We start from the raw sequence: 13,247 nt of genomic DNA, 5'->3' as shown, positions 1-13,247 counted from the left end.
GCGGGCGGGGGGAGAGGTGCTTGCCGGGGCCCTTCGGTCGGACCAGCTCGGCGGGGAAACTGGCCTAATACGATAGTGGGGTGCGCCCAGAGGTCAACTTGAGGAGCCGATCCCTGGAGGGAGGGCCGTCCTACGTGCCTCAGGGCCGGTCACCGTCGTCGAATTCGCTGTCCGGGGGGTCAGACTGGGGTGGTCCCTTCGGCCTTGGCTCGGTGGGGCCCCCGGGGGCCGTGGGGGGGGCGCCAGGGGGATTCTCACAGGCGGCGGCCGGCCCCCCCTGACTCGACCGCGAGGAACCGGGGACCCAACGGGTCACCAGGAAGTGGATCGCCACGACCGCTGCTATCGAGACCACCAGGAAGCCGAGGATCTGCGTGAGGTTCTCGACCGAGGCCTCCAGCTCGGCGATCTTCTCCCCGGACGCGCGGCCCAGGAGGACGAAGAACGGCGTCATGATCAGCGCGCCGAGCCCGTCCATCGCGAGGAACCGGCCGTAGGGCATCCCGAGCGTCCCCGCCGTGAACCACGCTGGGAGCCTGAGGCCCGGAATGAAGCGGCAGGCGAAGACGGTCTTGAGTCCACCCTTCTTGAATCGCCTTTCCATGGCGCGGATGCGCGCTGGATTGAGCGCGCGCCGCACGCTCCGGACCCGCAGTGCCTTCCGGCCGAACTTGCGGCCGAGGAAGTACGGGATCGAGTCGCCCATCAGGGTCGCGACGAAGCAGACCGCGATGATCGGGACGGCCTCGACGCGCTCCTGGTAGAGCAGAAAGCCCGACCCGAGCATCGTCACTTCTTCCGGGATCGGCAGGCCGAAGCCGCACAGAAGAAGGATCGTGAAGGGCGCCAGATACCCGAACTCCGAGAAGAAGCCCGAAAGAGTGCTTTGGGCCTCCGTCAAGAACATGAGTACCGTCACACGCGCAGGGTATCAGCTCGCCAGGAGCGTGTCGGAATCCGATTCCCTACCTATCCGCTTCGTCGAGGGATTCGAGCACTTCGCGGGCGCCCTTGCGACCAGCGGCCACGGCACGCAGGAGGTCCCGCCTTCCCTGGTCGAACAGCGCCTCCGGGCCGCCTGGCCAGCGCAGGTCTTCGTCCGGAATCGCGGCGAGGTAACCGCTCCGGATCAGGCCTGCCTGGAAGGCGAGTTCGCCGGGCACCCGGCAGACGGTCTCACCCCGGGCCAGGAGATCGAGCCCGCTCTGGATCCAGCGGCGCCTGGCCTCCGGGGATTCGTTCTCCAGGAAGGAGCCTCGCTCGAAGATGAGGTGCTGGGCGTAGTCGAGCCAGCCGCTCGTCCCCAGGGGATCGAGTTCGAGCGCCGAATCCGCGATGGCGTAGGCGCGGGCCGTATCGCCCGAGCGGAGGGCCACGCGGAATCGGACCCATTCCACGCTGGCGGCGACGGAGGCGAGGGGGCCGAGGGCGCGCTGGACCGGACCCATCGCGGCGCGGGCCTCGGCGTCCCTCGGACCTAGCCAGGCCGCCGAGCCAGGGAGGTGCGCGAGCACGAAGGGAGCGGCGAGCACGCAGGCGCCCAGGGCGAGGGGCCAGCGCTGGTGCAGGGCATGCAGCGGCCGCCTCACCCGCGCACCTCGTCCCGCCAGTGGCGAAGCAGCACGGCTCCGACGGCCGCGCCGCCCATCACGGTCGCCGCCGCGGCGGCGATGGCGACCGTGGGCGGCGCCAGGGGGCTGCGCTGCTCGTGGGTCGCCTCCAGCGCACGCTGGAACGCGGGCCCTCCAGGTAGCCAGTCCGGCGGGGCACCGGCCGCGCGACTCCAGATCATCCAGGCGCCCAGCCACACGCAGGCGGCCAGGACCGCCGCGACCCCCGGGCCCATGACCACGCCGAGTAGCAAGGCGAGGGAGACCAGCGTGACGAGCCACGCGCTCGCATGACCCCACATTCGAACGACCCCGCCCAGCCAGGCGTTCGACGACGACCAGACCTCGACCGGATCCGGTCCGAGGATCGCGAGGGCGCCCTCGCCGACGTTCGTGACCCGAACCGAAGTCGCGGCGCCAGGCAGGTCGACGGCGAGCCAGGTGCGTCGGGCGACGAAAATCCTCTGGCTGGCGCCCCCGGCCTCGATGAGGGCGATCGTCGTCGGCGTTTCTCCCCCGAGCGTGACGGTGGAGCGAACGCGCACCTCGCGTTTGCGGCCAGGGGATGCCGGCGCGGCGGGCTCGCCGATCGGCTGCTCGAAGGACTCCCCTGGCATGAGAACGATGGAGCGCGCCGGGCCCGCGATCCGTTCTGCTTCGAGGAGCGTGTGCCCGACCTCGCCATCCCAGGCGGAGCGCGCTGCGATCGTCGCGCTGGCAGCCGCCGTCAGAACGAGCGTCCCCAGCGCGGCTCCGATCCAGGCGGACGCCATGAGCCAGGTGCGGGGAACGGGGGCCGTTCCGAGCCAGTCGCCTTCGCCGGTGAGCCAGGCGTCCGGCCACGCCGCCGCGCGAACCGTGGCGATCAGCGCGATGGCCGCCACGGAGAACGTCCAGGCCGCGCGCGCATCGGAACTCGTCGCGGCCACGCAGATCACGAGGAAGAGCGCGCCGGGCGTCGCGAGTCTTCGGACGAGGAGCGCGACAAAGGACAGCGTCGACGTCAACGGTGGGCCTCGTCCTTCGCCGTCTCGGCGTAGAGGTCCAGGAGGGAGCGGCGCGCCATGCGTGCCGTCACGACGCTGGCGCCCGCGGAGGTCGCGGCCCGGGTCAGGGACTCTTCGAGGGACGCGAACGCCTCCGGCGAGCTGCCGCGTACGCGAAGCTCCAGGGTCTGGCCATCGCCGAGGAGTTCGTCCGGAGAGCCCCTTCGGAGCACGCGGCCGCCTGCGAGCAGCATCAGCTGGGAGCAGTGCTCCACGAGATCCGACGCCACGTGGGAGGCGAGGATGACGGTGGCGCCGCGCCCGCGCGCTTCCTGGAGGACGCCGTTCAGCACGTCGAAGCCGGGCGCATCGAGGCCGGCGGTCGGCTCGTCGAGGAGGATGAGATCCGGCTCGGTGAGGAAGGCCTGGCCGAGGCCGAATCGTCGGTGCATCCCGCGCGAGAAGGCGCCGAGCCGGGTTCGTGCGCGGTCGCCGAGACCCACGCGCTCCAGCATCGCGGGAACCCGAGTGCGGCGCTCGCTGCGCGGCATGCCCTTGAGTGAGGCGATGAGGTGGAGCGCGTCGATGGCACGCAGCTCGGCGGGAAACGGTTGGCCGTCGGGGAGGAAGGCGAGGCGCCGCTTGATCGACGTCTCTTCCGGGGTCGATGACCCGAAGAGATGGATCGAGCCGGTGGACGGGCGGTCGACGCCTGCGAGCAGTCGGAGCAGCGTCGACTTCCCGGAGCCGTTCGGGCCGACGAGTCCGAGGGTGCGACCGGGGGCGAGGTCGAAGGTCACATCGTCGAGGGCGACGGTCTTCTTGGCCATCCAGAAGCCGGTGCGGAACGATCGTCCGACGCGGGATGCCTGGACTGCGAGGGACTCCATGGGCGCAGCATAGCGGCGCGCTTGCGACTTGTGCGCCGATCACTCAGCATCGCCGGCATGACGAGATCTTTCTGTTCCCTTCTTGGCTCGGTCGGAGCCGTCTTCTTCGGCTTGATGCACTTCGGGTCCGCTTGCCTCGCGGCGCAGGGGTCGGAGGCTCAGTATCAGCGGGCGGCTTCCCTGGGGGAGCGACTTCGCGGCGCGGTCCGCGGGGCCGACCTGGGCTATCGATGGAGCGAAGATGGTTCGCGGCTCTGGTTCGAGCGGCCGGGCGAGGACGGAAAGCCAGCGGCCTTCGAGATCGTGGTGAAGACGGGCGAGAGGGTGGCATCGACTTCGCTGGACGAGATCGAGGCCGACAGCCCGTGGGCGCTGCGGCTGGAGCCGACGCGGGCTTGGGCTCGGACGCGTCGCAACGGAGCGCGGGTGCAGCTGCGCTTCGTGAACCGGACCGAGGGGGCGCTGGAGCTGGAATGGCTGGATGGTTCGGGGAGCGCGAAGAGCTACGGAACGGTCGCGGCGGGGGAGTCGCGCGTGCAGGACACCGTGGCGGGGCATCTATGGCGAGTCAGCACGGAAGGAGGGGAGAGCGAGGCCCTGGGGATGATCGAGGCGCCAGCGGGCGGGGGAGCGGTCTTCGTGGACGGGCCGGCGGGGCGGGGCGAGGAGCGTCGGCGGCCGCGCCGTGGGGAGTCGGGGCCGGACGCCGAGGAACTCGACATCCAGGTGCCCGAGGGGGAGCGCCGCGTGGGCCGTCCGTCGATGGCGCCGGATGGAAAGCACGTGGCCTACCTCTTCGAGACGGCGGGGGAGCATCGTGAGGTGACGCTCGTGGAAGCGGCGCCCTCCGATCAGCTGCAGCCGCGGGCGCAGACTTTCCGCTACGACAAGCCGGGGGACGCGCTCGACGTGCGGATGCCGCGGGCGTTCAGCGTGGAGAGTGGCGAGGAGGTCGAGCTCGACCGCGGCCAGTTCCCCGACCCCTGGTCGATCCGTGATCTGCACTGGTCGGAGGACGGAACGCGGCTCTACTTCGTTCACGTCCAGCGCGGTCATCGGGTGGTGAAGCTGATCGAGCTGGACGTCCGGAGCGGTGTGACGCGCGCGGTGATCGACGAGCGCCCGGAGACGTTCTTCGACTACGCGAACAAGCTGTACGTCCGTCATCTGGAGGCCACCGACGAGGTTCTCTGGATGAGTGAGCGCAGCGGCTGGAATCATCTCTATCGGGTGAATCGTTCGACGGGAGAGGTCGCGTCACTGACGACAGGTCTCGGAGAGGAGACGGTGGTGCGCGCGGTCGAATCGGTGGATGAGGAAGCCCGCACGGTGCGCCTTCGGCTGCGGGGCCTCTACCCGGATCAGGATCCGTACCACGATCACTTCGCTCGGATCGACATCGATACGGGCGCCGCGACTCCGCTGACGTTCGCCGACGGGACGCACAGCCTGGAGTTCTCGCCGGACGGCGCCGCCTACGTCGCGACGTGGCAGCGGGTGGACCATGCGCCGGTGCGCGAGCTGCGGCGGAGTTCGGACGGGGGCCTGATCGCGGAGCTTTCGCGCGCCGACGCTTCGGCTGCGTCGAACGTGCTGGCGCGCCTGCCCGCGCGCTTTGTCGCGCCTGGCCGTGACGGCAAGACCCCGATCCACGGCATTCTCCACTGGCCGAGCGACTTCGATCCCTCGCGGCGCTACCCCGTGATCGAGGAGATTTACGCGGGCCCCCACGATGCCCATGTTCCGAAGACCTTCCGTCTGAATCGCGAGCCCCAGCGCCTCGCGGAACTCGGTTTCATCGTGGTGCAGATCGACGGGATGGGGACGAACTGGCGGTCCAAGGCGTTCCACGACGTGGCGTGGAAGAACCTGGCGGACGCGGGCTTTCCGGATCGAATCGCGTGGATGAAAGCGGCCGCGCAGCAGTACCCGGAGATGGACCTCACTCGCGTCGGAATCTACGGCGGCTCCGCGGGCGGCCAGAACGCGATGCGGGCCGTCCTGGACCACGCGACGTTCTACCGAGCCGCCGCCGCCGACTGCGGCTGCCACGACAACCGGATGGACAAGGTGTGGTGGAACGAGCTCTGGATGGGCTGGCCCGTCGACGATTCTTATCTCGCGAGCAGCAACCTGGAGCACGCGTCGCGCCTCGCCGGAGCCCTCCTCCTGACGGTTGGAGCCATGGACAGAAACGTGGACCCGTCCTCGACGATGCAAGTGGTGCAAGCCCTGATCGAAGCCGACAAGGACTTCGACCTCATCGTCTTCCCCTCCGGGGGCCACGGCGCGGGCTCATCCAAGTACGGCCGCCGCCGCCGAGACGACTTCTTCATCCGAAACCTCTACGGCCACGAGCCCCGCCTCGAGTCCCCACCAGCCTCCCACCCCCTCCCCCAAACGAACGCCCCCCGATAGCGCCCACGCTGGCTCAAAACCGACTTCCTGCGTGAAGGCAAACGTGAGCCGACACAAACGGACCAGGTCCGTCCATTCCGACACAAACGGACCAGGTCCGTTTGTGTCGGAATGGACGGACCTGGTCCGTTTGTGTCGGCTCACGTTTGCCTTCACGCAGGAAGTTGGTTTTGAGCCCGCGTGGTGCGATAGCATTTTGAGGATGCATCGAACCTCTTGGACCCTCTTGCTCGTTCTCTTGCTTTGCCTCTCGGCGCTGGGCTCGTCCGGCTCGGGTCAGGGGGGGGAGGGGCCGCCCAGTTTCCTGGTCGTCGTGACGGACGATCAGCGGTTCGACCAGATGGGGGTGGCGGGGCATTCCGTTCTGAAGACTCCGACGATGGATGGGCTGGCGGCGCGCGGGGTTCGGTTCACCGAGTCGTTCGTGACCACTCCGATCTGTGCGGCGAGTCGGGCCAGCCTCATGACCGGGCGCCGGGAGGGGCGGCACGGATACACGTTCGGGAAGCAGCCGATGGGGAAGGTGCTGGCCGACGAGAGCTACTCGGCTCGGCTGCGTGCGGCCGGGTACAGGACGGGCTTCGTCGGGAAATGGGGCGTTCGCTTCGACGATGGGCTCCGGGCGGACATGTTCGACTGGTGCGAGCCCATGTCGCTTCCGTATCGCAAAGAGGGGAAGGCGCACCTGACCGATCGGATTGCGGACCGCGCCCGCGGCTTTCTTCGCGAGGTCGATTCGGAGAAACCGTTTTGCCTCACCGTTTCCTTCTGGGCGCCCCACGCCGAAGACGGACACGAGGATCAGTACCTTCCCGCCGAAAACCTCACGGAGCTCTATGCCGACGCCGTGGTCCCCGTGCCACCGCTGGCGACCGAGGGATTCGACGTGCTCCCGGAGTTTCTTCAGCGCTCCCTCGGTCGCAGGCGATGGACGTGGCGCTTCGACGATCGAGAGAAGCAGATCAAGAGGACCCGGGACTACTGGCGGCTCATCTCCGGCGTCGATCGAGCGCTCGGGGGCATCCTCGACGAGCTCGAGGAGCTCGGTCACTCCGAGCGCACGATCGTCGTCTTCACCAGCGACAACGGCTACTTCCTCGGCGAACGCGGTCTCGCGGGCAAGTGGCTCATCTACGAGGAGTCGATCCGCGTGCCGCTCATCATCGTCGATCCAAGAGCCGACTCCGCTCGTCGCGGCGTCACTTCGGCCGCGATGGCCCTCAATGTCGACATCGCTCCCACGCTCCTCGATCTCGCCGGTTTGGTCGCACCGAGTGGCTACGATGGAGCGAGCCTTGCACCCTGGCTCCGCGGCGAAGTGCCGGCATGGCGCGAGGACTTTCTCGTCGAGCATCGCTTCGATCATGCGGAGATCCCGAAGAGCTACGGAGTCCGTGGTCAGCGCTGGGTCTACGCGTTGTACGACGAACAGAAGCCCGTCTTCGAGCAGCTCTTCGACCTCGAGAAAGACCCGAACCAGCTGGTGGATCGCGCCCGCGATCCTGCGTTCCACGGCACGCTCGCGAGCCTGAGAGAGCGCTGTGATATCCTTCGGGGCCGTTGATGGTCTCCCCGCTTCACTCTTTTGAATCGCATCGCCATGAGTCAAAGATCCACCCAGGCCGCTTCAGGCGCGCTGGTTCTCGCGGCTGCCCTGCTTCTTGGCACGCCGGTCTTCTCCCAGACCACGTGGTACGTGGATGCCGCGGCCGCAGGGCCAGGAACGGGTAGTCAAAGCGATCCGTACTCCAGCCTTCAGGTCGCCGTGGGCGCAGCGAGCACCGTTTCCGGAGACTCCTTGCTGGTGGCGACGGGAATCTACCTCGAGTCGCTGGATCTCCTCGGGAAAGACCTGTTGATCGACGGCTCGTCCGCGGCGCCGCTTCCGGTCCTGGATGCAGGCGGCGTCGGATCGACCCTCCTCTTGAATGGCGGTGAAACGGCTGCGTGCACCCTTCGAGGCCTCGTGGTGCGCGGAGGTGCGGGCACCGACCGCGGCGGACGAACCTACGGGGGGGGCGCTCTCATCGAAGGTGCCTCTCCCACGCTGGAGCAGGTGCGGTTCGAAACCGGCAGCGCGGAATCGGGAGGCGGCGTCGCCGTACTGTCAGGCTCCCCCGTCTTCATCGACTGCACGTTTGCCAGCAATGACGCCAAGCTCGGTGGTGGACTCTTCGTGGAGAATGCCTCGGTCTCTGTGACGGGAGGGTCGTTCGAGTTCAACTCTGCGCGCCCTCAGTTCGCCCAGGCCTATGGCGGTGGTGCCTTCATCGGCAGCGGCGCGACGGCAGACTTCGACTCCGTCCGTTTCGAGGGCAACGAGACGGAGCAGGGCGGCGGGGGAGGGTTGCACACGACCTCCACGTCCCTCGGCACGCACGCTCGGCTGTGCGAGTTCGTCAGCAACTCTCCCGGTACGTTCAATGCGCCCGGACAGGGGGGCGGCGTCTTCGCCCGCGGACCTTTCGCGGCCGAGGAGTGCGAGTTCAGTGAGAACGGCGCGGCTTTCCCCGACGGAGTGTTCGGTGGCGGCGGCGCTTTCGGTGGTGAGTATACGGAGTGCCGTTTCATCGGGAACAGCGGCCAGCTGGGCGGCGGCCTCCGCGCGGGCAGCGCCACCGACTGTCTCTTCGAACGCAATCAAGGCTGCGCGGACGGTGGCGGTCAAGGGGGCGGGGCCCACAGCTCGACGCTTCTTCGCTGTGTTCTGGAGCGCAACTCCACCTGTGGTGAGGGGGGCGGGGCCTACGGCGGGACGCTCGTCGACTGCGACGTGAGGTTCAACGTGGCCCGGAGTTCCGACAACGGACCCGGAGTCGGCGGTGGTCTCTACCAGTGCACCGCGACTGCGACACGCATCCAGGGGAACATCAGCCAGGGTGACTTCGGCGGCAGCTTCGTCTCGCGCGCTGGCGGCGCGATGCTCTCCCAGCTCGAGCGCTGCGAGGTGACGGGGAACATCGCCGACGACGCGGGCGGCGTTCTCGGCGGCAGCGCCGATCGCTGCTCGATCGTGGGCAACTTCGCGCGCAGCTCGAACGGCGGCGTCACCGGCGGGCAGTACGACAGCTGCATCGTCTGGCACAACCTCCCCGCCACGATCGGCGGCAACGCGACCTTCAGCTATTCGAACGTCGGACCGTTTCTCCCGGCCGGGGTCGGCAACCTTTCGATCGACCCGCTCCTCGTGACCGCTTCGGGCGCGGACGTCCATCTGCTCGCGGGGTCGACCTGCATCGACTCGGGCTCGCCCATGGCGCCGCTCGATCCGGACGGCACCCGTGCTGACATGGGGGCCCTTCCCTTCGATCCGAGCTGGCTGACCGGTCCCGCTGCCTACTGCTCGCCCACGCCGACGCTGGCAGGCTGCATGGCGTCGGTGGGCGCCATGGGACCCGCGTCGTTGGGCGCTGGATTGACGGTCATCGCGGACGGCGTTCCCTCGCTGACCTTCGGCCTCTTCTTCCTGGGGACCCAGCCCAACGCCCAGCTCGTCGCCGGCACCGGGTCGTCGCTCCCGAACACGCTTTGCGTCGGTGGTGCCGTGCGGCGCACGGCGGTGGTGCAGTCGAGCCCCAGCAGCATCCCCTGCGGCGGCGTCTTCACGAAGTTCGTCACGCCAGCAGATATCCTCACGGCGGGCGGCCAGCCCGGTAGCGCGCTCTTCGGGCAGTTCTGGTTCCGCCAGCCAGGCAGCACCTCTTCCTTCCCGCGCTCGGCCATGTCGAACGGGATCTATCTGCCCCTGCTGCCCTGACGCCCATACCGAAGGCGCCGGGAAGCTGTTAGGCTGCGCCCCATGGCTCGACTCTTCGTCCTCTCCGGCAGCCTCATCGGCTCCACGTACGACTTCTTCGAAACGTCGACCGTGGGACGCGGCGATGGAGCCGACATCGTCATCGCGGAGGCTTCGATCAGCCGCAGCCACGCGCGGCTCGTCCCGCGGCCCGTACCGGGGCAGTGGAAGGTCGTGGACCTGAAGTCGAGCAACGGGGTCTTCGTCGGCGGCAAGCGCGTGAGCAGCGGCATCGTGGGGGACGGCGATACGTTCCGCCTCGGCGAGATCGAGCTTCGGCTGCGCGATGAGACCGCCGGGGACTCCGCCGGTGAGCAGGAAGCAGACTTCGAGGACTTCTTCGAAGAGGATGGGGAGGATCACGACGGCGAGGAGATCTTCCCCGGCGTGGTCGAGTCGGACGAGCACGGTGCACCCGCGGAAGACGACGGCTTCGAGCTGGAGTTCGGCGACGACCTGGACGACGCGATCGCGAGTCAGGCGGAGGCCGCACGGAAGTCGAGCAGCCCGCCACCGGCGCGGACGCTTCCCCCCACCCGCGATGACGCCAAGGGCCAGGCCGGCGCCGGCCAGGCCGGAAGCCGCGAGGGAGCGCGCGCCACGGCCCAGCGTGCCCAGCGCCGGCAGGAAGCCCTGAAGGGAAGCTCGGCCGCTGCCCGCGCCAGCATGGCGGGCACGGCGAACCCGTCGGGCGGCAGCCGTCCCGTGCTCCAGTACTCCGCGGCGAAGCACGCCGCGTCCGGCGACGATCTCGCCCAGATGTCCAGCGGCAAGCGCGCCCTCATCCTCCTTCTCGGTGTCGCGCTGATGGCGGGCATCGCCTACGGCGCCTTCACGCTGACGCGCACCGCCCGCGATCAGGCAGCGACCCTTTCCGAAGAGCTGCCGGAGTGAGGGACGTTCGTCACTCCTTGACGAACATGCCCTTCTCGACGTCCTTCCGCACGCCGGGGAAAGCCAGCAGCCTGTTGTGCATGGCGACGAACACGCCGCGCCTCGCCAGCTGAACCGCGAGCAGCGCTTCGACAAGATTCTGCATCGCGTCGCTCGTGCGCAGCTCGTAGGGCCGCATCGCCCCCGTCAGGATCACCGGCACACGCGGCTTCGGATCCATGGCGTAGATCACCTCGCCGGTGACCGCGAGCCGGTCCGTTCCGTGGACGATGATGACGCCATCAAACTCGCGCGCCTTGTGGAGCGCCGTCTCGGCGATCAGCTTGTGGTCCTCCTCGGTCATCTCGAGGCTGTCCTTGTTCATCAAGGTCACGCGCTCGATCTGGACGCTGAGTTCCAGCCGCGCGAGCATCACATCGAGGACGCTGACCTCGTTGGTGAGCACGCCGTGCAGCTCGTCGTAGGTCTTCTCGATCGTGCCGCCCGTCGAGATGAGGGCGACGCGGAACGGATCGGGGGTGGGCTTGGCCATGGCGGGCAAGCTTACCCGGCCGGGAGCGCGCGCGAGAGCCCGGCCGCCCAGGCTTCGGCGCCGTCGTCCCAGGTCTGGAACCGGGGCGGGGCCGGCACTCCGCGATCCCGGAGCCCGAGATCCCGAAGTACGGCGCGTAGGGCGCGCGCGCAGCCTTCGGGATCCTCGACCTCGAAGAACTCGGCCGTTTCCCCGAGCGTCTCCACGTGGGCCGGAATCCTGGAAACCGCGACGGGGCAGCCCGCGCGGAGCGCTTCCAGTGGACCGATTCCATGGCCCTCCAGGCGCGACGGGAAGACCGCGCAGGTGGCGCGCGCGTATAGCTCGGCGACGCGCGCATCGTCCGGCGCCTCCTCGATCCGGATCCGATCCTGGACCCCGAGGGACGCGGCGAGTTCCAGCAGCTCGGTGCCGGTGTTCCCCTTGGGCGAGCCGGCCAGCACCAGCGGCGGTAGGCCTGCGTCCAGCGCGAGCGCGCGGACGACGAGGTCGAGGTTCTTGCGCGGCTCGATGTGGCCGAGGTGCAGGAGGAACGGCGCGGCTGCGTCGGGGCTTCTCGCCAGTACGGGCAGGTGATCGACGCCGTTGCCGATCACGCTCAGCTTGGACTCCGTCCAGGGGAACTCGGCGGCGACGCGCGACTGCATCCATTCCGACACGACGAAGATCGCGGCGGCCTCCTGGGTCGCCCGGGTGAGGACCTTGCCGCCGATGAGACGACGCACGAACGGCGCGCGGTCGAGATCCAGGCTGCGGAGATCGTGGATCGTGAGCGTGAAGGGAAGCGGGAGCCCGCGCGGCGTGGGCTGGTGCGCGGTGTGCACCAGATCGAACGGTCGTCCGGCCGCGGCTGCGCTTTCGATGGCGTCCTTCAGCGCCTTCGACTCGCCCGCGGCGCGCATCGGCGCCGGGAGCCAGTGCACGCGCGATCGGAAGATCTCCACGGAGTCCGGCAGGTCGAACGTGATGGGGACGCGGCCTTCGAGCACGGCGAGGCGTCCACCGCCTGCCTCGAGGATACGTGCGAGGCGAGGGAGGAGCTCGGCGTTGTGACGGCGCACGCCGCCCGCGGGCTGGCCGAGGCAGACGCCGCTGATGAGAAGTCGTGGTGCGCGACTCAAACCAGGGACCTCCAGTGAGAAACGAGCGCGTCGGCGGTGCGCTCCCAGGTGAACGTTCGGGCGTGGGCCATCCCCTTGCCTCGGCGGGGATCGTCCGCGCTGGATTCGAGGGCCGCGGCGATTCCGGCGGCGACGTCTTCGGGGCTCTGCGCGTCGACTTCGAAACCGAAGCCAGCGGCGGTCTCGGCCTGGACGGAATCCCGTGCCACGACGACGGGCGTACCCGCGGCGAGCGCTTCAAGCGTGGGGAGTCCGAACCCTTCGCTCGTGGAAAGAACGGCCGCGCAGCCAGCGGCCCGGAGGAGCGCGGGCACCAGCCTTTCCGGAACGACTCCGGTGAGGATCAGGTGAGGATGGCGTCCGCCGAGTGCGGTGGCCTCTGACGTGGCCAGGCCCGTACAGACCACCGGCGTGCGGGCGGCCTCGGTGGCGGCGAGCAGGAGGTCCAGCCGCTTCTTCGGTCGCGTGCCGCCGAGGCACAGGACGAAGGGGCGGCCCGGCAGACCCGGCAGCGCGGTGGCCAGCTCCTCGCGTCCGATCGTCGCCGGTCCGCTGAACTCGGGCCCGACGCCCCAGGGCACGACCCGGAGCTTGAGGTGGGACCCGAGGTCATGCGCCACCGTCGCGGAAGGCGTGATCACGAGGGCCGCCCGGGACCGGCCGAGCCGGGCCCAGAGCCGGTGCACGGCGCCCGCGTTCTCGCCTGCGCCATGGCGCCACGGGGCCTCGTGGACGGTCTGGACCACCGGCATGGGGGCCCGCAGCGGAAACGCCGACGTCCAGGAGTGGAGTACGTCGGCCCGGCCCCTGGAGGCCTCCCTGACGAGCTTCGTCTGTCGCCAAAGGGCCAGTGAGATGCCCTCTGGCGGAAGAATCGGCACGATATCGACGTCCCCACGCGCTTCCAGCGCCCCGAGGGCCGAGCGAACGACGCGCTGGACCCCGAGCGGGAAAGGACGTGAAACCGGAGATAGATCCAGGGCGATTCGCAACGGACAGC

11 protein-coding genes are annotated in these 13,247 nt (G+C 69.1%); 4 read left to right on the top strand and 7 right to left on the bottom strand.

Annotated features, from left to right (window positions below; translation table 11 throughout):
• Positions 1 to 139: 139 nt before the first annotated feature.
• The 4 genes from Poly30_RS21955 to Poly30_RS21940 are packed head-to-tail and all read right to left on the bottom strand — an operon-like array spanning position 140 to position 3,486.
• Entirely contained in the window at positions 140 to 919 is a 780-nt protein-coding gene (locus tag Poly30_RS21955; protein WP_145202440.1) for a DedA family protein, read from the bottom strand.
• Positions 920 to 965: 46 nt separating this feature from the next.
• The gene (locus tag Poly30_RS21950; RefSeq protein WP_145202437.1) at positions 966 to 1,532 is read right to left on the bottom strand and encodes a hypothetical protein; all 567 of its coding nucleotides are present in this window, start codon (positions 1,530 to 1,532) and stop codon (positions 966 to 968) included.
• A 53-nt stretch (positions 1,533 to 1,585) separates the two neighbouring features.
• Positions 1,586 to 2,617, bottom strand: coding sequence for a hypothetical protein (locus Poly30_RS21945; protein ID WP_145202434.1), 1,032 nt, complete (start codon positions 2,615 to 2,617; stop codon positions 1,586 to 1,588).
• Positions 2,614 to 3,486 (bottom strand): ABC transporter ATP-binding protein, encoded by an 873-nt coding sequence (locus tag Poly30_RS21940; RefSeq protein ID WP_145202431.1) that lies wholly within the window; start codon positions 3,484 to 3,486, stop codon positions 2,614 to 2,616. Before Poly30_RS21940 ends, Poly30_RS21945 begins: the two co-directional genes overlap by 4 nt.
• 57 nt (positions 3,487 to 3,543) lie before the next feature.
• On the opposite strand from Poly30_RS21940, the gene Poly30_RS21935 reads away from it, so the two are divergent.
• The 4 genes from Poly30_RS21935 (at position 3,544) to Poly30_RS21920 (ending at position 10,594) form a co-directional block, all read left to right on the top strand.
• Positions 3,544 to 5,904, top strand: coding sequence for a prolyl oligopeptidase family serine peptidase (locus tag Poly30_RS21935; RefSeq protein WP_145202428.1), 2,361 nt, complete (start codon positions 3,544 to 3,546; stop codon positions 5,902 to 5,904).
• A 202-nt stretch (positions 5,905 to 6,106) separates the two neighbouring features.
• Positions 6,107 to 7,468, top strand: coding sequence for a sulfatase family protein (locus Poly30_RS21930; RefSeq protein ID WP_145202425.1), 1,362 nt, complete (start codon positions 6,107 to 6,109; stop codon positions 7,466 to 7,468).
• Between the two features lie 36 nt (positions 7,469 to 7,504).
• The gene (locus Poly30_RS21925) at positions 7,505 to 9,661 is read left to right on the top strand and encodes a right-handed parallel beta-helix repeat-containing protein (protein WP_145202422.1); all 2,157 of its coding nucleotides are present in this window, start codon (positions 7,505 to 7,507) and stop codon (positions 9,659 to 9,661) included.
• Positions 9,662 to 9,703: 42 nt separating this feature from the next.
• On the top strand, positions 9,704 to 10,594 hold the full coding sequence (locus tag Poly30_RS21920) for an FHA domain-containing protein (RefSeq protein WP_145202420.1): 891 nt from the start codon (positions 9,704 to 9,706) through the stop codon (positions 10,592 to 10,594).
• Between the two features lie 10 nt (positions 10,595 to 10,604).
• Here Poly30_RS21920 and Poly30_RS21915 read toward each other — a convergent pair whose 3' ends face one another.
• Genes Poly30_RS21915 through Poly30_RS21905 form a run of 3 tightly spaced genes read right to left on the bottom strand, consistent with a single transcriptional unit; the run spans position 10,605 to position 13,239 of the window.
• On the bottom strand, positions 10,605 to 11,126 hold the full coding sequence (locus Poly30_RS21915; RefSeq protein ID WP_145202417.1) for an asparaginase domain-containing protein: 522 nt from the start codon (positions 11,124 to 11,126) through the stop codon (positions 10,605 to 10,607).
• 11 nt (positions 11,127 to 11,137) lie between these two features.
• Positions 11,138 to 12,247, bottom strand: a complete 1,110-nt coding sequence (locus Poly30_RS21910) for a glycosyltransferase family 4 protein (protein WP_145202414.1) — start codon at positions 12,245 to 12,247, stop codon at positions 11,138 to 11,140.
• Positions 12,244 to 13,239 carry a glycosyltransferase gene (locus Poly30_RS21905; RefSeq protein ID WP_419190494.1) on the bottom strand — a complete coding sequence of 332 codons (996 nt, stop codon included), beginning with the start codon at positions 13,237 to 13,239 and terminating at the stop codon, positions 12,244 to 12,246. The genes Poly30_RS21910 and Poly30_RS21905 overlap by 4 nt, the downstream gene beginning before the upstream one ends.
• Positions 13,240 to 13,247: the final 8 nt, after the last annotated feature.

Origin of the sequence: Saltatorellus ferox (assembly GCA_007751475.1) — a bacterium.
Classification (GTDB): domain Bacteria; phylum Planctomycetota; class UBA1135; order UBA1135.
Note: the sequence above shows the minus strand (reverse complement) of the source record. Positions and strands in the feature narration are given on the sequence as shown.

What these genes read in the sequence shown, in the direction of transcription:
- Poly30_RS21940 (WP_145202431.1), bottom strand. Translation starts at nt 3,486, where the DNA reads ATGGAGTCCCTCGCAGTCCAGGCATCCCGCGTCGGACGATCGTTCCGC.
- Poly30_RS21935 (WP_145202428.1), top strand. Translation starts at nt 3,544, where the DNA reads ATGACGAGATCTTTCTGTTCCCTTCTTGGCTCGGTCGGAGCCGTCTTC.
- Poly30_RS21930 (WP_145202425.1), top strand. Translation starts at nt 6,107, where the DNA reads ATGCATCGAACCTCTTGGACCCTCTTGCTCGTTCTCTTGCTTTGCCTC.
- Poly30_RS21925 (WP_145202422.1), top strand. Translation starts at nt 7,505, where the DNA reads ATGAGTCAAAGATCCACCCAGGCCGCTTCAGGCGCGCTGGTTCTCGCG.
- Poly30_RS21920 (WP_145202420.1), top strand. Translation starts at nt 9,704, where the DNA reads ATGGCTCGACTCTTCGTCCTCTCCGGCAGCCTCATCGGCTCCACGTAC.
- Poly30_RS21915 (WP_145202417.1), bottom strand. Translation starts at nt 11,126, where the DNA reads ATGGCCAAGCCCACCCCCGATCCGTTCCGCGTCGCCCTCATCTCGACG.